General features: G+C 52.0%; 23 protein-coding genes. 14 read left to right on the top strand and 9 right to left on the bottom strand.

The window, feature by feature from the left end:
* Positions 1–224: 224 nt before the first annotated feature.
* The gene (locus OGY06_RS10930; RefSeq protein WP_071692595.1) at positions 225–428 is read right to left on the bottom strand and encodes a YfgG family protein; all 204 of its coding nucleotides are present in this window, start codon (positions 426–428) and stop codon (positions 225–227) included.
* A 350-nt stretch (positions 429–778) separates the two neighbouring features.
* On the opposite strand from OGY06_RS10930, the gene OGY06_RS10925 reads away from it, so the two are divergent.
* On the top strand, positions 779–3,049 hold the full coding sequence (locus OGY06_RS10925; RefSeq protein WP_003835123.1) for a bifunctional diguanylate cyclase/phosphodiesterase: 2,271 nt from the start codon (positions 779–781) through the stop codon (positions 3,047–3,049).
* On the opposite strand, the gene ppx is transcribed toward OGY06_RS10925, so the two are convergent.
* The 4 genes from ppx to purM all read right to left on the bottom strand — a co-directional run bounded on the left by ppx (position 3,029) and on the right by purM (position 8,531).
* Entirely contained in the window at positions 3,029–4,570 is a 1,542-nt protein-coding gene (gene ppx, locus OGY06_RS10920; protein WP_003835121.1) for an exopolyphosphatase, read from the bottom strand. The two genes, OGY06_RS10925 and ppx, sit on opposite strands and share 21 nt — an antisense overlap.
* 4 nt (positions 4,571–4,574) lie before the next feature.
* Positions 4,575–6,641 (bottom strand): polyphosphate kinase 1, encoded by a 2,067-nt coding sequence (gene ppk1, locus OGY06_RS10915; protein WP_032944192.1) that lies wholly within the window; start codon positions 6,639–6,641, stop codon positions 4,575–4,577.
* 214 nt (positions 6,642–6,855) lie between these two features.
* Positions 6,856–7,497: a phosphoribosylglycinamide formyltransferase gene (purN, locus tag OGY06_RS10910; RefSeq protein WP_003835118.1), complete on the bottom strand. Its 642-nt coding sequence runs from the start codon at positions 7,495–7,497 to the stop codon at positions 6,856–6,858.
* A complete protein-coding gene (gene purM / locus OGY06_RS10905) occupies positions 7,494–8,531 on the bottom strand; it encodes a phosphoribosylformylglycinamidine cyclo-ligase (RefSeq protein WP_020996702.1) in 1,038 nt (345 codons plus the stop codon). Before purM ends, purN begins: the two co-directional genes overlap by 4 nt.
* Before the next feature lie 295 nt (positions 8,532–8,826).
* On the opposite strand from purM, the gene OGY06_RS10900 reads away from it, so the two are divergent.
* From OGY06_RS10900 to OGY06_RS10885, 4 genes are all read left to right on the top strand, one after another.
* A complete protein-coding gene (locus OGY06_RS10900) occupies positions 8,827–10,257 on the top strand; it encodes a 6-phospho-beta-glucosidase (RefSeq protein ID WP_164562547.1) in 1,431 nt (476 codons plus the stop codon).
* A 183-nt stretch (positions 10,258–10,440) separates the two neighbouring features.
* Positions 10,441–11,067, top strand: a complete 627-nt coding sequence (gene upp / locus OGY06_RS10895) for a uracil phosphoribosyltransferase (RefSeq protein ID WP_003835110.1) — start codon at positions 10,441–10,443, stop codon at positions 11,065–11,067.
* A 96-nt stretch (positions 11,068–11,163) separates the two neighbouring features.
* The gene (uraA, locus tag OGY06_RS10890; protein ID WP_003835107.1) at positions 11,164–12,453 is read left to right on the top strand and encodes a uracil permease; all 1,290 of its coding nucleotides are present in this window, start codon (positions 11,164–11,166) and stop codon (positions 12,451–12,453) included.
* Positions 12,454–12,548: 95 nt separating this feature from the next.
* Positions 12,549–13,250 (top strand): DnaA inactivator Hda, encoded by a 702-nt coding sequence (locus OGY06_RS10885; RefSeq protein ID WP_211924219.1) that lies wholly within the window; start codon positions 12,549–12,551, stop codon positions 13,248–13,250.
* Between the two features lie 35 nt (positions 13,251–13,285).
* On the opposite strand, the gene arsC is transcribed toward OGY06_RS10885, so the two are convergent.
* Positions 13,286–13,645 (bottom strand): arsenate reductase (glutaredoxin), encoded by a 360-nt coding sequence (arsC, locus tag OGY06_RS10880; RefSeq protein ID WP_003835105.1) that lies wholly within the window; start codon positions 13,643–13,645, stop codon positions 13,286–13,288.
* Between the two features lie 123 nt (positions 13,646–13,768).
* Positions 13,769–15,232, bottom strand: coding sequence for a beta-barrel assembly-enhancing protease (gene bepA, locus OGY06_RS10875; protein ID WP_063941701.1), 1,464 nt, complete (start codon positions 15,230–15,232; stop codon positions 13,769–13,771).
* A 226-nt stretch (positions 15,233–15,458) separates the two neighbouring features.
* Here bepA and OGY06_RS10870 point away from each other — a divergent pair, with 226 nt between their 5' ends.
* The 4 genes from OGY06_RS10870 to iadA all read left to right on the top strand — a co-directional run bounded on the left by OGY06_RS10870 (position 15,459) and on the right by iadA (position 18,987).
* The gene (locus OGY06_RS10870; RefSeq protein ID WP_003037941.1) at positions 15,459–16,523 is read left to right on the top strand and encodes an AI-2E family transporter; all 1,065 of its coding nucleotides are present in this window, start codon (positions 15,459–15,461) and stop codon (positions 16,521–16,523) included.
* A 166-nt stretch (positions 16,524–16,689) separates the two neighbouring features.
* The gene (locus tag OGY06_RS10865; protein ID WP_063941700.1) at positions 16,690–17,349 is read left to right on the top strand and encodes a nucleoside recognition domain-containing protein; all 660 of its coding nucleotides are present in this window, start codon (positions 16,690–16,692) and stop codon (positions 17,347–17,349) included.
* Position 17,350: 1 nt separating this feature from the next.
* Positions 17,351–17,812 carry a YjiG family protein gene (locus OGY06_RS10860; RefSeq protein WP_003835099.1) on the top strand — a complete coding sequence of 154 codons (462 nt, stop codon included), beginning with the start codon at positions 17,351–17,353 and terminating at the stop codon, positions 17,810–17,812.
* 11 nt (positions 17,813–17,823) lie between these two features.
* Positions 17,824–18,987: a beta-aspartyl-peptidase gene (iadA, locus tag OGY06_RS10855; RefSeq protein ID WP_003835097.1), complete on the top strand. Its 1,164-nt coding sequence runs from the start codon at positions 17,824–17,826 to the stop codon at positions 18,985–18,987.
* A 105-nt stretch (positions 18,988–19,092) separates the two neighbouring features.
* Here iadA and bcp read toward each other — a convergent pair whose 3' ends face one another.
* Complete coding sequence (gene bcp / locus OGY06_RS10850) at positions 19,093–19,563, bottom strand: thioredoxin-dependent thiol peroxidase (protein WP_003835095.1); 471 nt, start codon at positions 19,561–19,563, stop codon at positions 19,093–19,095.
* Entirely contained in the window at positions 19,563–20,135 is a 573-nt protein-coding gene (locus OGY06_RS10845; RefSeq protein ID WP_003037954.1) for a glycine cleavage system transcriptional repressor, read from the bottom strand. Before OGY06_RS10845 ends, bcp begins: the two co-directional genes overlap by 1 nt.
* Before the next feature lie 145 nt (positions 20,136–20,280).
* Between OGY06_RS10845 and dapA the strand changes: the two genes are divergently transcribed.
* The 5 genes from dapA to OGY06_RS10820 all read left to right on the top strand — a co-directional run bounded on the left by dapA (position 20,281) and on the right by OGY06_RS10820 (position 26,061).
* On the top strand, positions 20,281–21,159 hold the full coding sequence (gene dapA / locus OGY06_RS10840) for a 4-hydroxy-tetrahydrodipicolinate synthase (protein WP_003037957.1): 879 nt from the start codon (positions 20,281–20,283) through the stop codon (positions 21,157–21,159).
* A gap of 16 nt (positions 21,160–21,175) precedes the next feature.
* Complete coding sequence (gene bamC / locus OGY06_RS10835; protein WP_003835088.1) at positions 21,176–22,210, top strand: outer membrane protein assembly factor BamC; 1,035 nt, start codon at positions 21,176–21,178, stop codon at positions 22,208–22,210.
* A 111-nt stretch (positions 22,211–22,321) separates the two neighbouring features.
* A complete protein-coding gene (gene purC / locus OGY06_RS10830) occupies positions 22,322–23,035 on the top strand; it encodes a phosphoribosylaminoimidazolesuccinocarboxamide synthase (protein ID WP_003835086.1) in 714 nt (237 codons plus the stop codon).
* Between the two features lie 128 nt (positions 23,036–23,163).
* Positions 23,164–24,030 (top strand): KPN_02809 family neutral zinc metallopeptidase, encoded by an 867-nt coding sequence (ypfJ, locus tag OGY06_RS10825; protein WP_003037967.1) that lies wholly within the window; start codon positions 23,164–23,166, stop codon positions 24,028–24,030.
* Positions 24,031–24,045: 15 nt separating this feature from the next.
* Positions 24,046–26,061 (top strand): tRNA(Met) cytidine acetyltransferase TmcA, encoded by a 2,016-nt coding sequence (locus OGY06_RS10820; protein WP_286605300.1) that lies wholly within the window; start codon positions 24,046–24,048, stop codon positions 26,059–26,061.
* Positions 26,062–26,097: the final 36 nt, after the last annotated feature.

Below are 26,097 nucleotides of genomic sequence, written 5' to 3'. Positions count from 1 at the left end.
TTTATGTCCGCTAAACCGGAACGTAAAAATCAGCGCGAATGGTGCGGCGAAGTGGGATGAAAAGATTGTGCATTTGTGCGAAAAATACGGCCGATTATCTGATAATTAAGCGAGAGAGGGGGGTAAAGTTTCATCACTCAAATCCCTTACCGGATGGTTAAATGTCAGGCGATTAGCCATCCGGTAAGGAATCTTAATGCTGGGGGTATCACAGGCGCGAGCGATCAATGTACGTCGATTTGTGCAGAAGATGTCTGTTGCGGCTGAGTGGTCTGCTGAGATTCTTTTTTGTCCTGGTGGTGATGCCACGCACCAATGGCGGAGTAGACGAAGCGTCCGAAGAAGAAGAGAAAGCTGATAAGCAGTACGATCCGGATCATGCGACTGTTAAATCGGTGTCGTTTGCGTAGGCTGGTAACCTGGCTCACAAAAGGTTCCTTGTAGTGTACCCAACTGAGGGCGATACTCACATTAAGGCACACTGAGAGGAAATGGTCAATTCTTCCTTATGTAAAATTGCTTCAGTTGTTTTATCTTCTTATGTTATGGAAATTAATATTATTATTTGCATGAATAATGTATTAACGATAAAAAATAATGAAAAGAGTAATAATTGATGAATGAGGGGCATGTTTTTTGATATGTATCAAGCATCACACTTTGCTGACAACTAAAATCGATGAATCATTGTGATGTATTTTACTTTATCGTTTTAAAGTCAGGTGGGATGCCTGTCTGAATACCCCCTACAGGATGTGCGGGATTCTACTGAGCATCTATGAAACTCAATAAAAATTATATTGGTATTAGAGATAGATGGTGGGCATTACCTCTCATCTTACCTTCTTTGTTGTTGCCTATATTGAGCACTGCCACTACCTATGCCCATATTAGTACGGGGACAGTAATTCTTTTCTACCTGCCGTTAGCGCTGATGATTAGCCTGATGCTTTTTTTTGGCTGGGCGGCATTGCCAGGTATTATCATTTCCATTATCTGGTACAAATATCCGCAGGTCGGGTTATTTGAAACACTTTCAATAATTTCGCACTTTATAGTTACAATCGTGCTTAGCTGGGGAGGATATAAAGTATTTTCTCCCCGACGAAACAACGTTTCCCACGGCGACTCTCATCTGTTGTTTCAGCGTATGTTCTGGCAAGTCTTCTGCCCGGCTACGCTGTTTCTGATACTCTTTCAGTTTGCCGCATTTGTGGGTGTTTATGAAAGCAAATCTGGCATGGTGGGCGTTATGCCCTTCAATACAGGTACATTGATCAACTATCAGTCCATACTCGCAGGGAATCTTGTAGGTGTGCCGCTGTGTTATTTCATCATTCGAACAATTCGCAACCCCTTGCATCTGAGAGGCTATTTTTCTCAGTTAAAACAGCAGTTTGATACCAAAGTGACTAAAACAGAGTTTGCGGTCTGGTTGATTATATTGACTGTGTTAATGGCAATGTTGTGTATGCCGCTCAATGAACAAAGCTCAATATTCAGCACGAATTATACATTGTCACTGTTACTTCCCGTCATGCTGTGGGGGGCAATGCGTTACGGTTATAAATTTATTTCGTTGATATGGGCGGTCGTACTTATTACCGCAATTCATTATTATCAGCGCTATATGCCATGGTATTCGGGTTACGATACGCAGCTTGCCATTACCTCATCAAGTTATCTGGTTTTTTCCTTCATCGTGAATTTCATTGCTGTCCTGGCAACGCGTCAACGTTTTGTTACCCGGCGCAACCATCGCCTGGCCTTCTTTGACCCTATGGTGCATATTCCGAATTTGCGCGCTTTGAACCGGGATTTGAAAAACTCGCCATGGTCAGTGCTTTGCTTTTTGGGGGTTCCGGGCATGGAGCTGCTGGTGAAAAATTACGGCATTATGCTGCGTATCCAGTACAAGCAAAAACTGGCTCAGTGGATAACACCGTTGCTTGAACAGGATGAGCATGTCTATCAATTATCGGGTAATGATCTAATCCTGCGTTTTAACACTGAGCTACACCAGGAACGCATTGAAGCACTGGACAGGCATATCAAGCAGTTTCGTTTTGTCTGGGACGGTATGCCTTTGCAACCGCAGGTTGGGATCAGCTTTTGCTATGTCCGTTCTCCTGTTAACCATATCTATTTGTTGCTGGGAGAGTTAAGTACCATTGCCGAATTATCGCTGGCAACCAATTCACCAGAGAATTTGCAGCGGCGTGGTGTGATGCACCTGCAACGTGACCTGAAAGATAAAGTTGCGATGATGAACCGTATTCAGCAGGCGCTGGAGAACAATCGCTTTTTCCTGAAGGCGCAGCCGATTTTTGGTGTGCGTGGAGACGTTTATCACGAAATCCTGCTGCGGCTTGAGGGGGATGACGGTGAAACTATTGCCCCTGATAGCTTCTTGCCGGTAGCCCATGAGTTTGGTTTGTCCTCCCGTATCGATCTGTGGGTGATTGAAAATACGCTGAAATTTATGGCGCAGAATCGGGAAAAAATGCCCGCCCACCGGTTTGCTATCAACTTATCACCCACCTCAGTATGTCGCGCGCGACTTCCTAATGACATCAATCAGTTACTGAATAAGTACAAGGTTGAAGCATGGCAACTTATCTTTGAAGTGACGGAAAGCAATGCCTTGACCAATGCGGAACAGGCACAGGCAACGTTGCTGCAACTGCAATCACTGGGCTGTCAGATTGCGATTGATGATTTTGGTACTGGATATGCCAGCTATGCGCGGCTGAAAAATGTGAATGCCGATATCCTGAAAATTGACGGTAGCTTTATTCGCAATATTGTTTCGAACAGCCTCGACTACCAAATCGTGGCCTCTATTTGCCATCTGGCGCGGATGAAAAGAATGCTGGTGGTTGCGGAGTACGTCGAAAGCGAGGAAATACGCAGTGCGGTGATTTCGCTGGGGATTGATTACATGCAGGGGTATCTGATTGGTAAGCCACTGCCGTTGAATGAAACTCTGGAAAAGCAGGTGCCAGATGAACTGACACCTGCTGAGATCTTATGCGGCGATATCGGGTGAGCTCTCTTCTTCAATTTTGAGTCGCCAGCCTGTTACGGCTTCCCAGTATTGCTGCTCTTTCTCCAGATCGAGCAGCACCAGCGCATTTTGGCTAAACCAGTCATGCGGGAAGCGTAAGGTCCAGTGGCTGTCGTCGGTTATCAGGGTCAAAGTCGGCGGCGTGGTGGTCGCCTGACGCTGATTATTCAATAGCACGCCCAGGCGCAGCAGCTGAATTAACGGCAGAAACTGTTTCTTCTTAAACAGCGTAAAGCGGGGCAAGTCGTCGAGCTTAATCGCTTTGCGATGGTAACGAACTAATGTTGCCATCATCAGCTGTTGTTCCTGATTGAAACCAGGTAGATCGCTGTTTTGTAAGATATACGCAGAGTGGCGATGCAGACCGCTGTGGTTGATGTTCAGCCCAACCTCATGCAGCATTGCTGCCCAACGCAGTAACGCTTCCAGTTGGGGATTGGCCAGCTTTGGCTGCTGCGTATGCCACTGGTCGTACATTTGCATCGTCGTTTCCAGTACGCGCCGGGCCTGTTCGCTGTCAATGTTGTACTGGTTCGCCAGGCTGCTGGCGGTACGGCTACGAACGTCCTGGTGGCGAAAACGGCCTTCCATCTCGTACAGCACGCCTTCACGTAACGCACCATCAGAAAGGCGAAGTTCGCGAATAGCTAACGCGTCAAAAACGCCGCACAGAATCGCGAGTCCGGGTACAAACACTGCTTTTCTTTCTTCTGACAACCCCGGCAAGCTGAGCGCATCAAATGACGCGTGCTTCAACACTTCAGATGTCAGCTTGTCCAGACGTTCGGGGGTGATAAAACCGTCTTTTTCACCCATCTCCAGCAGCACTTCATGGGCTGCTTTAATGGTGCCCGATGCGCCCAGCGCAACGTTCCAGCCCTGAATGCGAAACTGCCAGGTTAAGGTTTCGAGCTTTTGCGCAGCCGCCATGCGGGCACGCTGGAAATTTTCACGGTTAATTACACCGCCTGGGAAATACATCTGAGCAAAACTGACGCAGCCCATGCGGCGGCTTTCGACCAGTTTAGGCTCGAAATCCTCGCCGATCACTAATTCGGTTGAGCCGCCGCCGATATCGATAACCAGCTTGCGACCTTTTTCCGGCTGCGTATGTTCAACGCCCATAAAGATCAATCGGGCTTCTTCGTTGCCGGAAATAATCTCAATTGGGTAGGGGATGACTTTTTCCGCTCGCTTGAGAAAATCAGTCGCATTCAGTGCCTGACGCAAAGTATGGGTTCCCACGATACATACGCTTGATGGAGGAAACCCCTGCAAACGTTCGGCGAACAGTGATAAACAGCTTAGCCCGCGCTCCATGGCCTCTTCGCTCAGCTTGTTATCTTCGCCGAGACCATCCGCCAGATGTACGCGTTGTTTCAGTCGCCCAATAATTTGCATTGCGCCATCAACCACGCGGGCAATGACCATATGGAAACTGTTTGAACCAAGGTCGACCGCAGCAAATTCCTGCGGTCGTGGAGTCTTGTCGTGTATTGGCATATCTTTAGTCAGGTTGCTCGAGTGATTTGATGTAATCGTAAATCGCCAATTGTGACTGAACCTTACGGCGGTTTCCGCGCGGTACGTAGCGATTACTCAGTTCTTTATCAATAAAGCGGGCTTTCACCGTGTCGCTGAACAGGATATCGATAATATCCAGCACGCGTTGCTTAAGGCGCGGGTCAAGAAGCGGTGTGGCAACTTCGATACGATAGTCGATGTTTCTTGTCATCCAGTCAGCGGAGGAGAGATACACCTGCTTGTCACCCCCGTTCTCGAAGATATAGACCCGGTCATGTTCAAGATAGCGATCAACGATGCTGATAACGCGAATATTGTCGCTGATACCTTCCAGATTCGGGATGAGCGAGCACATTCCGCGAATCAACAAATTGACCGGCACGCCTGAACTTGAGGCCGCATAGAGGCGGTCAACCAGACCTTTATCGACCAGGTTATTCAGTTTTAGCGTAATGCCGGAAGGCAGTCCTTGCTGCGCGTTGGCGATTTCTTTGTCGATCATTGCGTACAGCAGACGGCGTGAGTTCTGCGGGGAAACCAGCAGATAATCGAACGTCACCGGGCGATACGGATTCTCGATGAAGTTAAACACCCGACGCACTTCGTTGGTAATGCGCGAATCTGCGGTCAGCAATGAGTAGTCGGTATACAGGCGTGCCGTTTTTTCGTTGAAGTTCCCCGTCCCGATATGCGCATAGCGCACGACTTCATCACCTTCTTTACGCGAGATAAGGAACAGTTTGGCGTGAATTTTCAGGCCTGGCGCGGAGAAGATGACGTGAACGCCTGCTTCGGTTAGACGCTTGGCCCAATGGATGTTGGCTTCTTCATCGAAGCGGGCCTGCAATTCCACCACCACGGTGACTTTCTTACCGTTGTGCGCGGCATGGATCATTGAATCAATAATGCGTGAATCTTTTGCCACACGGTAGATGTTGATCTTTATAGCCAGCACGCTCGGGTCGAAAGAGGCCTGGCGCAGCAGTTCAAGAACGTGCTCAAAGGTGTGATAGGGGTAATACAGCAGCACGTCGCGTTCACGAACGGCGTCAAAGCCGTTACGAAACTTCTCGTTGTCGAACCAGATATGGCGCAGACGCGGCAGCGGTTTGTTCACCAGGTTAGCTTTGCCAACGTTAGGGAAGTTAATAAAGTCTTTGAAGTTATGGTAACGCCCGCCGGGAACAATCGAGTCGTAGCGAGAAATCGTCAGTTTTTCACGCAGTACTTCGACCAGCGCATTGGGCATGTCACGCTGATAGACAAAACGTACAGGTTCTGCGGTCAGACGCTGTTTCAGGCTGGATGACATCAGCTCCATCAGGCTCGATTCCATCTCATGCACCAAATCGTATTCGGCGTCACGGGTCATTTTCATCGAATAGGCGTTCAGTGCGTCGTAGTCAAAGAACCCTTTGAAAATGTCGTCAAGGCAGTAACGTAAGATGTTGTCCAGCAGGATCATCGGTTTGCGACGGCGCGGGGTTTCCGGCGGCAGATTCACAAAACGGGGAACCTTGTCGGAAGGGATTTCCAGCAGCGCGTAGCGTATCGTATCACCACGGATAATTTCTACCGCCAGATAGGTGTAGTCATCTTTTAAAAACTGGACTAAATCCGTCTCGCGGTTAATCAGGATCGGCGTGATGTGCTGGCGAAGATATTGCTTGAAGTAATGACGCAACCAGCTTTGCTGATTGACCGACAACTGGCGTTCGTTGATTAAGAAAATCTGATTGCGCGCCATTTCCAACAGCAACTCGTTGTACAGGCCGTCAAATTCCTGATCGGCTTTTAATACGCGGGCCTGGATTTTGCCTAACAAATGGCGGGAGTGAGAGTTTGAACCCTGTTCTTCGCTAATAATGATTCGGCGCTTCAGTTCGGCAAAACGAACCTTATAAAACTCGTCGAGATTATTGGAATAGATGCCTAAGAAACGCATCCGTTCGATCAACGGGTTTGACTTATCAGCAGCTTCCTGGAGTACACGTTCGTTGAACGCTAACCAGCTGAGTTCTTTCTCGATGTATAGCTTTTCCTGACCCATTACCACTTTTACTCCGTTTCATTCACGGGACACTACCGATTTATTATGGCGAGCATTGCTCTCAGATGTCCAACTGTGCCAGAAAAATATGACAATAAACCGTCTGATAGCAAAGAGAAAGGGGGAGCGTAGATGAATACCGGTAGTATTAACCGGAAAAGGTAGTTATGCCTGTAGACCGGATGGTGAGATCCGGCTTACAGGTTGAATTTTATTATTCGTCGGCGGCGTAGCCTTGTGGCGGCAGACGAACGCCGTCCAGCCATGCAGCGTTATCACGCATCTTCAGGCGACCATCGGTAAACCAGCTTACCACCAGTGGGTAAATGGTATGCTCCTGAGCCTGGACTCGTGCCGTGACATCATCTTCGCTGTCGCCTTCAAATACCGGAACCTTGGCCTGGAGAATAACCGGTCCGCCGTCCAGTTCATCGGTGACGAAGTGGACGGAGGTGCCATGTTCTTCATCGCCGTTTTCCAGAACCTGACGGTGCGTGTGCAGGCCGGGATATTTCGGCAATAAAGACGGGTGGATATTCAGCAATCGTTCAGCATAGTGAGCGACAAACGCCGGGCTGAGGATGCGCATATAACCGGCCAGCACCACGACATCGGGTGCATAGGCGTCAATCTCTTGAATCAGTTGGCGGTCGAATGCTTCGCGACTGGCAAACTGGGCGGCTTCCAGCGAGTGCGCCGGAATATTCGCTTCGCGTGCGCGTTCAAGGCCGAACGCATCGGCCTTGTTACTGAATACTGCACGTATGGTGCCATTGATTTTTTTCTGTTCGCAGGCGTCGATTATCGCCTGCAAATTGCTTCCGTTGCCGGAAATGAGCACCACAATGTTTTTCATTCAATGACCACACGCTGTTCGGAATCAGATGCTTTGATGATACCGATTTTCCAGGCGTTTTCACCTTTCTCATTGAGCAAAGCAAGGGCTTTGTCCACTTCCGGAGCTGGCAGGGCGATAACCATACCTACACCGCAGTTAAAGGTGCGATACATCTCATGCTGGCTGACGTTACCCGCCGTTTGCAGCCAGTTGAAGACGGCTGGCCACTGCCATGAAGATTCGTCGATCACTGCCTGCGTGTTGTCCGGCAGAACGCGCGGAATATTTTCCCAGAAGCCGCCGCCGGTCAGGTGGGCAATGGCGTGCACATCAACCTTCTCGATCAGTTCCAGAATGGATTTCACGTAAATGCGGGTAGGGGCCAGTAAGTGATCGGCCAGCGGCTTGCCTTCAAGCTCGGTGGTTTCTGGGTCACAACCGCTGACTTCTACAATTTTACGCACCAGAGAGTAACCGTTGGAGTGCGGGCCGCTGGAGCCGAGCGCAATCAGTACGTCACCGTCAGCCACTTTTGAACCGTCGATAATCTCTGATTTTTCGACGACGCCAACGCAGAAACCTGCCACGTCGTAATCTTCGCCGTGGTACATCCCCGGCATTTCAGCTGTTTCCCCACCGACCAGCGCGCAGCCAGACTGCAGGCAGCCTTCGGCAATCCCGTTAATGACGCTGGCTGCGGTGTCCACATCCAGTTTGCCGGTCGCATAGTAGTCGAGGAAGAACAGCGGCTCAGCGCCCTGAACCACGAGGTCGTTGACGCACATTGCGACGAGGTCAATGCCGATAGTGTCGTGGCGTTTCAGATCCATCGCCAGACGCAGTTTTGTACCAACGCCATCAGTGCCGGAAACCAGTACCGGTTCACGATATTTTTGCGGCAATGCGCACAGCGCACCGAAGCCACCCAGACCACCCATAACTTCCGGACGACGCGTTTTCTTTACTACGCCTTTGATTCGATCAACCAGAGCATTACCTGCATCAATATCAACACCGGCATCTTTGTAGCTAAGAGAGGTTTTATCGGTCACTGCCTGCTTCCCCACATGTTTACTTGCAGTAAAAGTTAAATTCGGCGCAATTCTAACAGGGAAAGCAAACGTTTGCGAGCCTGCTCTGCATCAAGTTTTATCTGCTGGTTTTTTCAGCATTTTACAATCATTTATCTATTTGTTTGAGCTGCGCCACGAAAATGAAACCGGGTACAGTCTTGTGCTTGAATCCTGTTAGCCGAATGCACAGTATCTTACTGAAACCGGTTTCTGTTTTCTGTTGCGGACCTCATCAACAGCGTTTTGCGCAGAGTCATCACGATAGGGGAAGGGTATGTCAGGATTTAAAGCAGAATTCATGTGGGGTGGTGCTGTCGCGGCTCATCAACTGGAAGGTGGCTGGCAGGAGGGCGGAAAAGGCGTCAGCGTTGCTGATGTCATGACCGCGGGAGCGCATGGTGTGGCGCGTGAAATTACCGACGGTGTGATTGCCGATAAAAATTACCCTAACCACGAGGCCATCGATTTTTATCATCGCTATAAAGACGACATAAAGCTGTTTGCCGAAATGGGGTTTAAATGCTTTCGCACCTCTATTGCCTGGACACGTATTTTCCCCTTAGGCGATGAAGAACAACCCAATGAGGCTGGCCTACAGTTCTATGATGACCTGTTTAACGAATGCCTGAAATATGGCATTGAGCCGGTGATTACGCTGTCGCATTTTGAGATGCCCTACCATCTGGTGATGGAGTACGGCGGCTGGCGCAACCGCAAGCTTATCGATTTCTTTGTCCGTTTTGCCAGGGTGGTATTCACTCGTTACCAGCACAAAGTGAAGTACTGGATGACGTTTAATGAGATTAACAACCAGGCAAATTATCACGAAGATTTCGCGCCCTTTACTAACTCAGGTCTGAAATACCAGCCCGGCGAAGACCGCGAGCCGGTCATGTACCAGGCGGCGCACTATGAGCTGGTGGCAAGCGCGCTGGCGGTAAAGGTCGCGCGTGAGATTAACCCGGAATTACAGATAGGGTGCATGATTGCCATGTGTCCTATCTATCCGCTGACCTGCGCGCCAGACGATATGATGATGGCGATGAATGCCATGCACCGGCGTTACTGGTTTACCGACGTCCATGTGCGCGGCAAATACCCGCAGCATCTTCTCAACTACTTTGCCCGTCGTGGCTTTGAACTGGATATCACCGAGGAAGACCGTCAGGCGCTGACCGAGGGCTGCGTTGATTACATCGGCTTTAGCTATTATATGTCTTTCGCAACCCAGGCTACGGCGGACAACCCGCAACTGGATTACGATGAGTCGAAAAGCCTGGTTTCCAATCCGTACGTGCAGAAATCGGACTGGGGCTGGCAGATTGATCCGGTTGGCCTGCGTTATTCACTGAACTGGTTCTGGGATCATTATCAGCTGCCACTATTTATTGTGGAGAATGGATTTGGCGCCATCGACGTGCGCGAGGACGATGGTACAGTTAACGACCAGTATCGTATCGACTACCTTGCCGCCCACATACGTGAGATGAAAAAAGCGGTGGTGGAAGATGGCGTGGATCTGATGGGATATACCCCGTGGGGCTGCATTGATTTAGTCTCGGCCGGGACGGGAGAGATGAAAAAACGCTACGGGTTTATCTATGTCGATAAAAATAATGATGGTAGCGGGACATTAACGCGCTCGCCTAAAAAATCTTTTTCGTGGTATCAGAAAGTCATCCAGACCAATGCTGAATATCTTTAAAATTCATGGTATTGACAGCAAGCCCCGCCATCAGTGCGGGGCTTGTTTTATACTCATCATTCAGACGCAAATGACTTTGGTTGATCCATATCAAGCGTATGCAGTGTTGCGCCAGAGAGGAAAAGCGGTATAATCCGGCGATTTTTTTTGTGGTTGCCATTCGTCTGAGGAAAGGAGAAGAGTATGAAGATCGTGGAAGTCAAACACCCACTCGTCAAACACAAGCTGGGACTGATGCGTGAAAACGACATCAGCACTAAACGCTTTCGTGAACTCGCCTCGGAAGTTGGCAGCCTGCTGACTTATGAAGCAACCGCTGGTCTGGAAACCGAAAAGGTGACCATTGAAGGCTGGAACGGTCCAGTTGAAGTTGACCAAATTAAAGGCAAAAAAATCACCGTTGTGCCTATCCTGCGTGCGGGCCTGGGCATGATGGAAGGCGTTCTGGAAAACGTTCCGAGCGCGCGTATCAGCGTTGTTGGTATGTACCGTAACGAAGAGACGCTGGAGCCGGTTCCGTATTTCCAGAAGCTGGTTTCTAACATCGATGAGCGTATGGCGCTGATCGTTGACCCAATGCTGGCAACCGGCGGCTCTGTTATCGCCACTATCGATCTGCTGAAAAATGCAGGCTGCACCAGCATTAAAGTGCTGGTCCTGGTTGCGGCACCGGAAGGTATCGCGGCACTGGAAAAAGCGCACCCGGATGTGGAGCTGTACACCGCCTCCATCGATCAGGGACTGAACGAGCACGGATACATTATTCCGGGGCTCGGCGATGCCGGCGATAAGATTTTTGGTACTAAGTAAACGAATAAGTGAAAAGAAGCCGACTTTAAGAGTCGGCTTTTTTTTGAATAAAACAACCCAATGGCTAATAACAAACAACACTCAGAGGAAAACACTATGACGCGCCGTGCTATCGGGGTGAGTGAAAGACCGCCGCTTTTACAGACAATCCCGCTTAGTTTGCAGCACCTGTTCGCCATGTTTGGCGCAACGGTGCTGGTGCCAGTCCTGTTCCACATCAACCCGGCTACCGTTCTGCTGTTTAACGGCATTGGTACGTTGCTGTATCTCTTTATTTGTAAGGGTAAAATTCCCGCATATCTGGGTTCCAGCTTTGCCTTTATTTCCCCGGTACTGCTGCTGCTGCCGTTAGGGTATGAAGTGGCGCTGGGCGGTTTCATTATGTGTGGCGTCCTGTTCTGCCTGGTTTCTTTCATTGTTAAGAAGGCAGGAACCGGCTGGCTGGATGTCATGTTCCCGCCTGCGGCGATGGGCGCAATCGTTGCCGTCATCGGTCTGGAGCTGGCTGGCGTTGCTGCGGGTATGGCGGGGTTACTGCCTGCTGAGGGGCAATTACCGGATTCAAAAACCATCATCATTTCTATGGTAACGCTGGCGGTAACGGTCTTTGGTTCCGTATTGTTCCGCGGTTTTATGGCGATTATCCCGATTCTGATCGGGGTGCTGGCCGGTTATGCGCTCTCCTTCGTGATGGGCGTTGTGGACACTACGCCGATTGCGCAGGCCCACTGGTTCGCGCTGCCGACGTTTTACACGCCGCGTTTTGAATGGGTTGCCATTCTGACCATCCTGCCAGCAGCGCTGGTGGTCATCGCTGAACACGTCGGGCACCTGGTGGTAACGGCAAATATCGTGAAAAAAGATTTGATTCGCGATCCTGGCCTGCATCGTTCTATGTTTGCCAACGGTCTGTCTACGGTAATCTCTGGTTTCTTCGGCTCTACGCCGAACACCACGTACGGCGAAAACATCGGCGTAATGGCGATCACCCGCGTTTACAGTACCTGGGTTATCGGCGGTGCGGCAATTTTCGCCATTCTGCTCTCCTGCGTGGGTAAACTGGCTGCAGCGATCCAAATCATTCCACTGCCGGTTATGGGCGGCGTATCACTGCTGCTGTACGGTGTGATTGGCGCTTCTGGTATTCGCGTACTGATCGAGTCGAAGGTTGACTATAACAAGGCGCAGAACCTGATCCTGACTTCGGTTATTTTGATCATCGGCGTAAGTGGCGCGAAAGTTCACATCGGTGCCGCAGAGCTGAAAGGCATGGCGCTGGCGACCATCGTTGGTGTCTGTCTGAGCCTGATTTTCAAAGTTATCAGCCTGCTGCGTCCGGAAGAAGTCGTGCTTGACGCGAAAGATGCAGACAGTCCGCAACAGTAAATCTCTGACCGGGCGGCAACGCTGCCCGGTTCTATCGCGACGTATTTCTGTGTTAAACTCAACGCGATTTTATGAAATCCTGGGTTGAGGTATCTCTGAACACACCGGCACAGCTCTCTTTGCCACTTTATCTTCCTGACGACGAAACTTTCGCAAGTTTCTGGCCGGGGGATAACTCCTCTTTACTGGCTGCACTGCAAAACGTGCTGCGTCAGGAACATAGCGGGTATATTTATCTCTGGTCGCGTGAAGGCGCTGGCCGTAGTCATTTGCTGCATGCAGCCTGTGCGGAACTCTCCGCGCGCGGCGATGCGGTAGGCTACGTGCCGCTCGACAAACGCACCTGGTTCGTCCCCGAGGTGCTCGACGGGATGGAGCATTTATCGCTGGTATGCATCGATAACATCGAATGTGTGGCTGGTGATTCGCTGTGGGAAATGGCGATCTTTGATCTCTACAACCGTATCCTGGAGTCGGGGAAAACGCGTTTGCTGATCACCGGCGATCGTCCGCCAAGACAGTTGAATCTGGGGTTGCCGGATCTCGCCTCACGCTTGGACTGGGGGCAAATCTACAAGCTACAACCGCTTTCCGATGAAGATAAGCTGCAGGCGTTGCAATTACGCGCCAGACTTCGTGGATTTGAACTGCCGGAAGATGTGGGACGTTTTCTGCTAAAGCGTCTGGATCGAGAAATGCGTACGCTGTTTATGACGCTGGATCAGCTTGATCATGCTTCGATCACCGCCCAACGTAAGCTGACCATTCCGTTCGTAAAAGAAATTCTGAAGCTGTAAGCGCCGCAGCCGAGAAGACTGCGGCAGGTTGCAGGTTAACCGACGATTTCCAGTACCTGCTCAGGCGGGCGTCCAATTCGAGCCTGACCTTTGGCAACCACAATCGGGCGCTCCATCAGTTTCGGGTTTTCCACCATTGCCTGAATCAGCGTGTCTTCACTCAGATTTTTGTCCGCCAGGTTAAGTGATTTATAAAGATCCTCTTTCTGGCGCATCAGTTCACGCGCGCTGGACATACCGAGCATTTGCAGCAGTTCACGCAGGGTTGCTGCGTCAGCCGGCGCTTCCAGATACAACACCACTTCCGGGTCCACGCCGTTGGACTTCAGTAATTCCAGCGTTTCACGGCTCTTGGAGCAACGTGGGTTATGGTAGATTTTAATCGCGTCTGACATGACTTCTCCTTGCATAACAATACTGCCGGATGGCGGCCAAAAGACCTTATCCGGCCTACATATTGCGTCTGACGTAGGCCGGATAAGACGCTACAGCGTCGCCATCCGGCAAAGGTTCGATAATTACATCTTCGTGTACGGTTTAAAGCGTTCTTGCAGCTGGCGTAGCTGGTCAATACGGGCATCGTATCTGGCCTGCTGCTGGCTACCCAGTTTCACCTGAGAACTTGCGCTGCTGAGCATCGAAATAGCCTGATCCAGACGTCCCGCGAGGGCATACCCCTCCGCGCGCGCCGCCAGCTCCTGATCGCGGTTGCTCAGGTTGGCTTCCGTTTGCGCTAATAGATCCCAGCCGTTAGGGTCATCTTTATGGTTAAACGTATAGCGATTCAGGATGGTCGCCGCCTCTTTGGCTTGTCCACCCTGTAAATAGGCATTCGCCAGGTTGAGCTGCAGAACCGGGTTAGTGCGCAGGTCGCGGGCGTTTTTCAGGCGGTTAATGGCATCACTGGTTTTCTTCTGGCCAAGATCGATATCCGTTGCCAGGTCGAGATACCAGGCATTGTTAGGATCTGCCGCCAGCAGCGGTTGCAGCGCTTTACGCGCCTCGTCATATTTACTGGCTTCCATCGCCTGCAATGCCCGGCCATACTGCCCCGCACGTTGCTCACGTACGTTGCCTTTCGACCAGTTACTCAGCAGGTCATCGGTTAACTGGTTACGACCAGAGTTGTACATGCCCAAGGTTCGTGCCTTAGCCAGATAAAAATCTTCTGACGACTGGACGACCACCGGGCGCATCTGGTTGGCGCGGTTACGGGCATCAGACAGACGGCTTTCCGGCAGGGGGTGAGTCAGCAAAATTTCCGGCGGACGCGAAGAGTAACGAGCCTGGTCGAGTAGTTTTTCCAGGAACGTTGGCATGGCCTGGGGATCGAATCCCGAGCGTTGCAGTACCTGAATACCGATGCGGTCTGCTTCCTGTTCGTTTTGCTGCGTAAAGCTGATCATTCCCTGACGTGTACCCGCCAGCGTACCGGTCAGCGCCGCCATACCCGCCTGCGGGCTGGCCATTGCTAATAAAATTGAACCTAACGCACCAACCCACGTTAGTGGCGCGCTGCGTTTCTGATCTTCCATGGCACGCGCCAGGTGACGCTGCGTAACGTGGGAAATTTCGTGCGCCATAACCGATGCCAGCTGGCTTTCGTTGTCGGAATAGCGAAATAATGCAGAGTGCAGGACAACGTTGCCGCCAAAGAAAGCAAAGGCGTTGATTTCATCGTTGTTAATCAAAAAGAAGGTGAAGGGCGTTTTAACCGAGTCGGCGTGCGAGACCAGACGCATCCCCAGCGCATTAATGTATTGGGTGAGCAATGGATCGTTAATTAATGGCGCACTGCCGCGCAGTTGGCGTACGTAATAATCGCCCATCTGCATTTCCTGTCCTATGGAAAGCGTACTGCCTGCCGACGTTCCCATATCAGGCAGGGTGTCCGCAGTATCAGCAAATGCGGGCGCAACCTGACCGATAGTCAGTGCGGCAATGAGGGTAGCAACCAGGTTTTTTTTCAACTGCCTGAACATAACCTCTGTCCTGTATTCTTTTTTGAGATAGCCATTTGACCGATGCTGTGAAGTATCGTTCACACTCCGCAAGCTTACGGAGTGTAACTGCGAAACCTGACGATGAACACCCAGGAAAAATGTCTTTTCACTTTGCGTAATCAGCCATAAAAAGCGAAGTCTTTTTTGTGACATTTCGATACAATTCGGGATCGCAATCCCGCTATTGGGTTCATGGAAGGGTTTTATGCTCGAAATGTTGATGCAATGGTATCGTCGCCGCTTTAGCGACCCCGAAGCCATCGCCCTGCTGATTATTCTTGTTGCCGGTTTTGGCATCCTGTTTTTCTTTAGCGGCCTTTTGGCGCCGCTGCTGGTCGCCATTGTGCTGGCGTACCTGCTTGAATGGCCGACAGTGCGGCTGGAACATATTGGTTGTTCACGACGTTGGGCGACATCGATTGTGCTGGTGGTGTTTGTCGGTATTTTACTACTGATGGCCTTTGTGGTGATGCCCGTTGCGTGGCAGCAGGGAATTTACCTGATCCGCGACATGCCCGGCATGCTCAATAAATTGTCTGATTTTGCCGCCACCTTGCCACGACGTTACCCGGCGCTGATGGATGCAGGCATCATTGATGCGATGGCGGAAAATATGCGCTCGCGAATGCTCACCATGGGCGATTCGGTGGTGAAATATTCGTTAGCCTCACTGGTTGGATTGCTGACCCTGGCGGTCTATCTTGTTCTTGTCCCATTGATGGTGTTCTTCCTGATCAAAGATAAAGGACAGATGCTGAACGCCGTGCGCCGGGTGCTGCCGCGTAACCGCGGGCTGGCGGGGCAGGTATGGAAAGAGATGAATCAGCAAATCACCAACTATATCCGCGGAAAGGTGCTGGAAATGGTGGTGGTCGGCGTAGCGACCTGGCTCGGCTTCCTGCTGTTTGGTCTCAACTATTCGCTGCTGCTGGCGGTGCTGGTCGGGTTCTCTGTGCTGATCCCGTATATCGGCGCTTTTGTGGTGACGATTCCGGTGGTTGGCGTGGCGCTGTTCCAGTTTGGCCTTGGCACTGAGTTCTGGAGCTGTTTTGCCGTGTACCTGATAATCCAGGCGCTGGACGGCAATTTGCTGGTTCCCGTGCTGTTCTCCGAGGCGGTCAATCTGCATCCACTGGTCATTATTCTCTCCGTGGTGATTTTCGGCGGTTTGTGGGGATTCTGGGGCGTATTCTTTGCGATTCCTCTGGCGACGTTAATCAAAGCGGTAATGCATGCCTGGCCGGATGGTCAGGTCGTTGACGAACCCTAATCTGCGAGATCCGGCGATATCATGTCGCCGGATCTGAACTTGTCTGACCTCTATCCACTCTTTCTGAATAATCTCCTCTGGTGTCGTTTTTCTCCGCGTTTGTCTTTAACTTGACCATCGTGATGTCTTTTAGTCACACAAGGATTAAGGCCAACAGGAGAACAAAATGGATCACAGCACACACACGCAGCAAAAGGTGGGATGGGGCGGTTATCTCGCTTTTTTTATTACGATTATTCTTTTTTCCGGCATGTTTGCGAAAAGTACCGAATGGTGGCGGGTCTTTGACTTCACCGTCCTCAACGGTGCGTTTGGGCAGATTAATGCTGCGGGCGGCACGGCGGTCTCTTTTCGTGGCACAGGGGGGATGGGGGCAAAAGACGGCTTCTTATTCGCGCTTGAGCTGGCGCCTTCCGTCATTCTTTCGCTCGGGATTATTTCTGTCACCGAAGGGCTGGGTGGGTTGCGCGCGGCACAACAGCTGATGACGCCGGTCCTGCGTCCGTTACTGGGCATTCCGGGTATTTGTTCGCTGGCGTTGATTGCGAATTTGCAAAATACCGATGCCGCGGCCGGGATGACCAAAGAAATGGCGGAAGAGGGCATTATCACAGAGCAGGAACGCGCTATTTTTGCCTGCTGGCAAACCAGCGGCAGCGCGTGCATTACCAACTATTTTTCTTCTGGCGCAGCGCTGTTTACGATGGTGACCGTTCCGGTGATTACGCCGCTGGCGGTGATCCTTGTCTTCAAATTTGTGGGCGCGAACCTGTTGCGTGTATGGATCGCGCAGCTGGAAAATCGCCGTATGCAGCAGGAGGCGTGAGATGACAACGCAGGTACGTAAAAACGTCATGGATATGTTTATCGATGGCGCACGGCGCGGGTTTACCATTGCAACAACCAGTCTGTTGCCTAACGTGGTGATGGCGTTTGTGATTATTCAGGCGCTGAAGGTGACAGGGCTGCTCGAGGTTGTCGGGCGGGTATGCGAGCCGGTAATGGCGCTGTGGGGGCTGCCGGGGGAATCTGCCACTGTGCTGCTGGCAGCGGTGATGAGTATGGGAGGCGGCGTCGGCGTGTGCGCCAGCCTGGTTGTCGCCGGTACGCTTTCGGGACATGATGCCACGGTGTTGTTACCGGCTATCTACCTGATGGGAAATCCGGTGCAAAATGTGGGCCGTTGTCTGGGGACCGCGGGGGTTCATCCTCGTTATTACCCGCTAATTATTGCGGTATGCGTCATTAATGCGCTGCTCTCTATTTGGGTTATGCAGGTTATTGCCTGACAAGGAAGGTTATGAACTGTTCAATTCTTGATTTGACGTTGTTCCAGCAGGGACACGTGTATGCGCCGGAAGATTTAGGGCGACAGGATATACTGGTCTCCGGCAGCAAAATTGTTGCCATCGCCCCATCAATTTCTCCTGAAGACTTTCCCGGTTGCGAGTGTATCAATCTTGACGGCGCGATTGTATGCCCAGGATTTATCGATCAACACGTCCATCTTATTGGCGGCGGTGGGGAGGCGGGGCCGCATACTCGCACCCCGGAAGTGCGCTTGTCACGGCTGGTTGAAGCTGGCGTCACGTCGGTGGTGGGTTTGCTGGGTACCGATGGCATTACCCGTCACCCGGAATCGCTGCTGGCAAAAACCCGCGCGCTGGAGTTTGAAGGCATCAGCGCATGGATGCTGACCGGGGCGTATTCTCTGCCTTCCCCGACGATCACCGGCAGTATCGATCGCGATGTGGCGCTGATTGATAAAGTTATTGGTGTGAAATGTGCGGTTTCGGACCATCGTTCTTCAGCCCCGGATACCTCGGCGCTGGCAAATATGGCGGCGCAGTCGCGTGTCGGCGGATTGTTAGGGCGCAAACCGGGGATCAGCGTTTTCCATATGGGCGACAGCCCGCGCATGCTGGAACCGTTGTACCAGATCCTTGAATGTTGCGATGTGCCGATTACTAAACTGTTGCCGACACACGTTAACCGTGCGGAACCGTTGTTCCAGGCGGCGCTGGAGTATGCCCGTAAAGGCGGTTATATCGACATTACCAGCAGCATTGATGAGCCCGTCGACCCGGCCACGGCTATCGCCACGGCGCTACGCCAGAACGTGCCGCTGTCGCGCATTACCCTTAGCTCGGATGGCAACGGCAGCCAGCCGGAATTTGATGAGCTTGGCAATCTCACCGGCATCGGTGTCGCGGGGTTTGAATCACTGGCCGAGACGGTGCGCCAGTTGGTGAAGATTCATGCCATACCGCTGGAACAGGCGCTGTGTCCGCTGACGCGTACGGTCGCAGAATTTTTGGCACTGGAGCATAAAGGGCGTCTGGCGGTGGGATGCGATGCGGACATTCTGGTGCTCAACGACGCGCTGGAAGTTCATCACCTGTGGGCGAAGGGAAAAACCGTGGTGAAAGAGCAGAAAGCGTGCGTGAAAGGGACGTTTGAGTAACCGGGCGGTCATCTGCCGGATGGCGACGCTAACGCCTTATCCGGCCTACAAATGCACGCACGTATGCCGGATAAGGCGTTCACACCGCCATCCGGCATTTCACGGTCAGGCGTTCTCTTTCAACCAATTCATTACCACGTCGTGGTGGTTGCTGGTTTTGAAGTCATCAAACACATGCTCAATTTTCCCCTCGGCATCAATCAGGAAGCTGATGCGGTGGATGCCATCGTAGGTTTTGCCCATAAATGACTTCTCACCCCAGACGCCGAACTGCTCGCAAACCTGATGATCTTCATCGGACAGGAGCGTGAAATTCAGGACTTCTTTCTCCGCGAATCGGGAAAGCTTCTCTGGTTTGTCAGTGCTGATCCCCAGCACTTCAACACCCGCTTTTTTTAACTCATCCATGTTATCGCGCAGGCCGCAGGCCTGTACGGTACAGCCGGGTGTCATGGCTTTCGGGTAAAAATAAACCAGAACACGCTGTCCCTGGAAGTCGGTTAAATTTACTTGTTCTCCGTCTTGATCCGGCAAGCTAAATTTCGGTGCGATATCACCGGCTTTCAGTGGGTTCATTACTTAACTCCATCCTGTTCATCATGCTGTGAGTAATTGACGACGTTAATACTGCCTTGCGCATTGAGTTCTGTACAGAGTGCTTTAAACGCATCTTCAATATTTGCCGAATCATGTGACGCAGGACTATGTGCGGTAATTTGAATAAACAACTGCGCCGCCTTTCCATTCTCAGCCGGTTGCGTGCGTGAAACCAGTTCCGCAATATTCATTTGGTGGCTGTCAAACAGAGCGGTGAAGCGTTCAATCAAATGGGGAGAATCAGGGACATCGACCTGCACCCATACCGTAGCAGGCATTGCCGGACGGGGGCGCGCGGTCGTGCGCTTCATCACAATGAGTAAATCCAGCTCTGCGCCTTTTAATGGCAGGGTTGATTCAATCAGGGTGATGGCATTCCAGGTTCCCGACAGCAACATGATAAACGTGAACTCATCACCCAGCATGGCCAGTCGGCTGTCTTCGATATTACAGCCGCAACTGCTGACATGACGCGTGATGGTGTTCACAATTCCTGGGCGATCGGCACCCAGCGCAGTAATGACCAGATAGTGTTGCGATGACGATGTCAAACCTGTTCTTCCTTTGAGCGGTGAGGTAATCATAAGGAAAGCATAAAAAAAACATGCATACAACAATCAGAACGGCTCTGGTCGCTTGCTTTTATTGTCGTACCAAACGTACCATTGAGACACTTGTTTGCACAGAGGATGGCCCATGTTCACGGGAAGTATTGTCGCGCTTGTTACGCCGATGGATGAGAAAGGTAAAGTCTGCCGGTCGAGCCTGAAAAAACTGATTGATTATCATGTCGCCAGCGGCACCTCGGCGATCGTTTCTGTTGGCACCACCGGTGAGTCCGCCACCCTGAGTCATGATGAACATGGCGATGTGGTGATGATGACGCTGGAACTGGCTGACGGGCGTATTCCGGTGATTGCCGGAACCGGCGCCAATGCGACCGCGGAAGCCATTAGTCTGACGCAGCGTTTCAACGACAGCGGTGTTGTCGGCTGCCTGACGGTGACGCCTTACTACAACCGCCCAACCCAGGAAGGTTTGTTCCAGCATTTCAAAGCCATTGCTGAGCATACTGACCTGCCGCAAATTCTGTATAATGTGCCGTCCCGTACTGGCTGCGATATGCTGCCGGAAACCGTTGGTCGTCTGGCGAAAGTTAAAAATATTATCGCTATTAAAGAGGCCACGGGGAACTTAAGTCGCGTTCACCAGATCAAAGAGCTGGTTTCGGACGACTTTATTCTGCTCAGCGGTGATGACGCGACCGGACTGGATTTTATGCAGCTCGGTGGTCATGGCGTGATTTCCGTAACGTCTAACGTTGCGGCACGTGATATGGCTGAAATGTGCAAACTGGCGGCAGCCGGGCAATTTGCCGAGGCGCGGGTGATTAACCAACGTCTGATGCCGTTACACAACAAACTATTTGTCGAACCCAACCCTATTCCCGTGAAATGGGCGTGTAAGGAGTTGGGACTTGTGGCGACCGATACGCTACGTCTGCCGATGACGCCAATCACGGACAATGCTCGTGAAATCGTCAAAGCGGCGCTTAAGCATGCCGGTTTGCTGTAAAGTTTAGGGAGATTTGATGGCTTACTCAGTACAAAAGTCGCGCCTGGCCAAGGTTGCGGGTGTTTCGCTTGTTATGTTGCTCGCGGCCTGTAGCTCTGACTCGCGCTATAAGCGCCAGGTGAGCGGTGATGAATCCTATCTGGAGGCCGCACCGCTTGCTGAGCTTCATGCTCCAGCTGGGATGATTTTGCCGGTTATGTCGGGCGACTATAATATCCCGGTAACCAACGGCAGTGGTGCCGTGGGTAAAGCGCTGGATATTCGTCCACCGGCTCAGCCGTTAGCATTAGTCACCGGTGCTCGCACACAGATCGCGGGTGATACGTCGACATTACTGGTGGAAAACGGTCGTGGCAACACACTGTGGCCGCAGGTCGTTAGCGTCATTCAGTCTAAAAACTACACGATCACCAAACGTGATGATGCCAGCCAGACGTTGACCACCGACTGGGTTGACTGGAACCGTCTGGATGAAGACGAGCAGTACCGTGGACGTTATCAAATCTCGGTTAAACCGCAGGGCTATCAGCAAGCGGTAACGGTGAAACTGGTTAACCTCGAGCAGGCGGGTAAACCCGTAGCCGATGCGGCATCAATGCAGCGCTACAGCGCTGAAATGATGAACGTTATCTCTGCTGGTCTGGATAAGAACGCCACAGACGCCGCGAATGCCGCGCAGAACCGCTCTGCAGCCACCATGGATGTTCAGAGCGCCGCCGATGACACCGGTTTACCAATGCTGGTGGTACGCGGGCCGTTCAACGTGGTGTGGCAGCGTCTGCCGGCAGCGCTTGAGAAAGTGGGGATGAAGGTAACCGACAGCACCCGTTCTCAGGGCAGCATCGCGGTGACCTACAAACCACTGTCCGATAGCAACTGGCAGGAGTTGGGTGCAAGCGACCCGGGTCTGGTATCCGGCGACTATAAACTGCAGGTCGGTGATTTAGACAACCGCAGTAGCTTGCAGTTTATCGATCCGAAGGGGCATACCCTGACGCAAAGCCAGAACGACGCGCTGGTCGCCGTCTTCCAGGCAGCGTTCAGTAAGTAAAAATAAAGGGCTGGATAACTCCAGCCCTTTTTTTCTGATATGATACGCAAACGTGTGCGTCGGCAGAAAAACGCAATATTTATCGTTAATTCACACCCAGGAGTAATAAAGATGCAAAAGCAAGCTGAGTTGTATCGTGGTAAAGCGAAGACCGTATACAGCACGGAAAACCCGGACCTGTTGGTGCTCGAATTCCGCAATGATACGTCAGCAGGGGATGGCGCGCGCATTGAACAGTTTGACCGTAAAGGCATGGTGAACAACAAATTCAACCATTTCATTATGACTAAACTGCAAGAAGCGGGTATTCCTACCCAGATGGAGCGACTGCTTTCTGATACCGAATGTCTGGTGAAAAAACTGGAGATGGTACCGGTTGAATGTGTGGTACGTAACCGCGCGGCAGGCTCTCTGGTTAAGCGTTTAGGCGTTGAGGAAGGTATTGAACTGAATCCGCCGCTGTTTGATCTGTTCCTGAAAAACGATGCTATGCACGATCCAATGATTAACGATTCCTATTGCGAAACTTTTGGTTGGGTGAGCAAAGAGAATCTGGCACGTATGAAAGAGCTGACCTACAAAGCTAACGACGTGCTGAAAAAGATGTTTGATGATGCTGGTCTGATTCTGGTCGACTTCAAACTTGAGTTTGGTTTGTATAAAGGTGAAGTGGTCCTGGGTGATGAATTCTCACCGGACGGTAGCCGCCTGTGGGACAAAGAAACGCTGGATAAAATGGACAAAGATCGCTTCCGCCAGAGTCTGGGCGGCCTGATCGAAGCCTATGAAGCCGTCGCGCATCGCCTGGGTGTGAAGTTAGACTAATCATCCCCTGAGCCGGCGATCGCTCTCCGGCTCATTAACCCCACCTGATTTGATTACTATTTCTTATGGTAATCCTGTTCCGAACCGCCTACGATCATCATCATAATGAATAAAAAGTTGAGGTGATTATGCGCTGGCAAGGGCGTCGTGAAAGTGACAACGTGGAAGACAGACGAAACAGCTCTGGCGGCGGCCCCTCTATGGGTGGGCCTGGTTTTCGTCTGCCCAGTGGTAAAGGCGGCATCATTCTGCTGATTGTGGTGCTGGTGGCGGGTTATTATGGCGTGGATCTCACCGGGCTAATGACTGGCCAGCCGGTCTCCCAACAGCAATCATCACGCTCCATCAGCCCAAACGATGATGAAGCGGCAAAATTTACCTCGGTGATTCTGGCTACCACAGAAGATACCTGGGGACAGCAGTTTGAAAAAATGGGCCGCACCTACCAACAGCCGAAGCTGGTGATGTACCGGGGCGCGACGCGTACCGGCTGCGGCGCGGGTCAGTCCGTGATGGGGCCATTTTATTGCCCGGCAGATGGTACGGTTTACATCGACCTTTCATTCTATGACGACATGAAAAACAAGCTGGGCGCTGATGGTGATTTTGCTCAGGGCTATGTTATCGCCCATGAAGTGGGTCACCACGTGCAGAAACTGCTGGGCATTGAACCTAAAGTTCGTCAGATGCAGCAGAATGCCTCACAGGCAGAAGTGAACCGTCTTTCCGTTCGAATGGAACTGCAGGCAGACTGCTTTGCCGGTGTCTGGGGCCACAGCATGCAGCAGCAGGGCGTACTGGAGTCTGGTGACCTGGAAGAGGCACTGAACGCCGCACAGGCCATTGGTGACGATCGTCTGCAACAGCAGGGACAAGGACGCGTCGTGCCGGACAGCTTTACTCACGGAACCTCTGAACAGCGTTTTACCTGGTTCAAACGCGGTTTTGATAGCGGCGATCCGGGGCAATGTAATACCTTTGGTAAAGGTATTTAAGATACTGAGGCAGGGATGTCCGATAACACGGCGCTGAGCACGTTAACCGAACAAATGACCCTCGAAGGGATCCGTCGTCTGCTGATTATCAGCGGCGAGGATAACTGGTGTCAGGAACAGGCATTAGCGCTATGCAGCATGTTACCCGGCGACTGGCTGTGGGTAGGGGAGCAAGCCCCTACCGAGCCGTGCTGTACGCCGCAGGCGCTAAAAACATTATTAGGGCGCGAGTTTCGTCATGCGGTTTTTGACGCCAGGCAAGGTTTTGACGCTGCGGCGTTTGCCGCCTTAAGCGGCACACTGCTTTCTGGCAGTTGGCTGGTATTGCTGACCCCACCCTGGCATTCCTGGCACACGCATCCGGACGCGGATTCACTACGCTGGAGCGATTGTGCTGAACCTATCCCTACACCGCACTTTATTGAACACGTCAAACGGGTGATTTCCCGCGATAGACAGGCTCTGCACTGGCAACAGCATCAGCCGGTTTCCTGTCCGCACTTTCCTGCTCGCGCAGCCTGGCACGCGGCAACCGGCGAACCCCAGCCAGAACAGGCGATGATATTAAATCATTTGCTGGCTATGCCTCCCGGTGTGGTTGCGGTGACGGCGGCACGGGGTCGGGGTAAATCCGCTCTGGCAGGGCAACTCATAGCGCGGATTAACGGCACTGCGATTGTGACAGCGCCTGCCAAAGCGGCAACCGATGTGCTGGCGCAATTTGCCGGGGAGCGTTACCGTTTTATGGCCCCGGATGCGCTGTTAAGCAGTTCTGCAATCGCAGACTGGCTAATTGTGGATGAAGCCGCCGCGATCCCCGCGCCGCTGCTGCATCAACTGGTGGCGCGTTTTCCTCGTACGCTGTTAACCACTACAGTACAAGGCTACGAGGGAACGGGGAGAGGCTTCTTGCTGAAATTCTGTGCCCGCTTCCCCAATCTTCAACGCTATGAATTGCAGCAACCGGTACGCTGGGCGCAGGGATGTCCGCTGGAGCAAATCGTCAGCGATGCGCTGGTGTTTGATGATGAAACGTTCACGCATGCCCCATTGGGGGAGCTTCACTTCTCGGCATTTGAGCAACAGTCCTGGCATGCTAACCCGGCGCTGCCGTTAGCGGTATACCAACTGCTTTCCGGAGCGCATTATCGCACCTCGCCATTGGACCTGCGACGAATGATGGACGCGCCTGGACAGCATTTTCTTCAGGCATCAACCGCTGACTCAGTGGCGGGAGCCGTCTGGTTGGTCGATGAAGGGGGACTATCCGCAGAATTAAGCCAAGCCGTCTGGGCCGGATATCGCCGACCGAGAGGGAATCTGGTTGCGCAGTCGCTGGCGGCGCACGGTGGTGACCCGTTGGCGGCGACGCTCGTCGGGAGACGGGTCAGTCGAATTGCGGTTCATCCTGCGCGCCAAAGAGAAAGTATTGGGCAACAGCTGATTATGCTGGCCCACCGCTATTCCACATCGTGTGACTATCTGTCGGTCAGTTTTGGGTATACGGCTGAACTATGGCGTTTCTGGGAGCGCTGCGGTTTTGTGCTGGTGCGAATGGGAAATCATCGGGAAGCCAGCAGCGGCTGTTATACCGCCATGGCGTTACTTCCCATTAGCGAAGCGGGGAAACGCCTTGCTGAGCGGGAGCACCAGCATTTGCGTCGTGATGCGGAAATCCTTGCGCGATGGAACGGTGAGAACATTCCGCTGGTCCCTCTGAAAGAGGCTACGCTTAATGAGGATGACTGGGCTGAGCTGGCTGGGTTTGCCTTCGCGCATCGGCCATTATTGACGTCTCTAGGCTGTCTGAGTCGTCTGCTTGAGCACAGTGAGTTACCTCTTCCGGCCTTGCGCGGACGCATCCAGGCTAAACGTAGCGACGCCGAATTGTGCCAACAGCTCAAGATTTCTGGTCGTAAAGCGTTGCTGGTCATTCAGCGCGCCGAAGCGGCGCAGGCATTAAATCAGCTGGATGCAGAGCGTGAACAGCGGCTACATAATCGCATTATGCAATGGCAATTTTTTCACTAACTTCTTCAATTTCCTGGCATGGTCATTGCGGTTAAG

The organism is Citrobacter sp. Cpo147 (assembly GCF_030332405.1).
Taxonomy (GTDB): Bacteria; Pseudomonadota; Gammaproteobacteria; order Enterobacterales; family Enterobacteriaceae; genus Citrobacter; species Citrobacter portucalensis.
The sequence above is the reverse complement of the archived record's forward strand: the minus strand, read 5'-3'. Positions and strand labels throughout refer to the sequence as shown.

Excerpts from the sequence above, each read along its gene's own strand:
- arsC (WP_003835105.1), bottom strand. The coding sequence starts at position 13,645 with ATGTCAGACGCGATTAAAATCTACCATAACCCACGTTGCTCCAAGAGC.
- dapA (WP_003037957.1), top strand. The coding sequence starts at position 20,281 with ATGTTCACGGGAAGTATTGTCGCGCTTGTTACGCCGATGGATGAGAAA.
- upp (WP_003835110.1), top strand. The coding sequence starts at position 10,441 with ATGAAGATCGTGGAAGTCAAACACCCACTCGTCAAACACAAGCTGGGA.
- OGY06_RS10870 (WP_003037941.1), top strand. The coding sequence starts at position 15,459 with ATGCTCGAAATGTTGATGCAATGGTATCGTCGCCGCTTTAGCGACCCC.
- ppx (WP_003835121.1), bottom strand. The coding sequence starts at position 4,570 with ATGCCAATACACGACAAGACTCCACGACCGCAGGAATTTGCTGCGGTC.
- iadA (WP_003835097.1), top strand. The coding sequence starts at position 17,824 with ATGAACTGTTCAATTCTTGATTTGACGTTGTTCCAGCAGGGACACGTG.
- uraA (WP_003835107.1), top strand. The coding sequence starts at position 11,164 with ATGACGCGCCGTGCTATCGGGGTGAGTGAAAGACCGCCGCTTTTACAG.
- ypfJ (WP_003037967.1), top strand. The coding sequence starts at position 23,164 with ATGCGCTGGCAAGGGCGTCGTGAAAGTGACAACGTGGAAGACAGACGA.
- bcp (WP_003835095.1), bottom strand. The coding sequence starts at position 19,563 with ATGAACCCACTGAAAGCCGGTGATATCGCACCGAAATTTAGCTTGCCG.
- bamC (WP_003835088.1), top strand. The coding sequence starts at position 21,176 with ATGGCTTACTCAGTACAAAAGTCGCGCCTGGCCAAGGTTGCGGGTGTT.
- OGY06_RS10860 (WP_003835099.1), top strand. The coding sequence starts at position 17,351 with ATGACAACGCAGGTACGTAAAAACGTCATGGATATGTTTATCGATGGC.
- OGY06_RS10865 (WP_063941700.1), top strand. The coding sequence starts at position 16,690 with ATGGATCACAGCACACACACGCAGCAAAAGGTGGGATGGGGCGGTTAT.
- ppk1 (WP_032944192.1), bottom strand. The coding sequence starts at position 6,641 with ATGGGTCAGGAAAAGCTATACATCGAGAAAGAACTCAGCTGGTTAGCG.
- bepA (WP_063941701.1), bottom strand. The coding sequence starts at position 15,232 with ATGTTCAGGCAGTTGAAAAAAAACCTGGTTGCTACCCTCATTGCCGCA.
- OGY06_RS10900 (WP_164562547.1), top strand. The coding sequence starts at position 8,827 with ATGTCAGGATTTAAAGCAGAATTCATGTGGGGTGGTGCTGTCGCGGCT.
- OGY06_RS10925 (WP_003835123.1), top strand. The coding sequence starts at position 779 with ATGAAACTCAATAAAAATTATATTGGTATTAGAGATAGATGGTGGGCA.
- purC (WP_003835086.1), top strand. The coding sequence starts at position 22,322 with ATGCAAAAGCAAGCTGAGTTGTATCGTGGTAAAGCGAAGACCGTATAC.
- purN (WP_003835118.1), bottom strand. The coding sequence starts at position 7,497 with ATGAAAAACATTGTGGTGCTCATTTCCGGCAACGGAAGCAATTTGCAG.
- OGY06_RS10820 (WP_286605300.1), top strand. The coding sequence starts at position 24,046 with ATGTCCGATAACACGGCGCTGAGCACGTTAACCGAACAAATGACCCTC.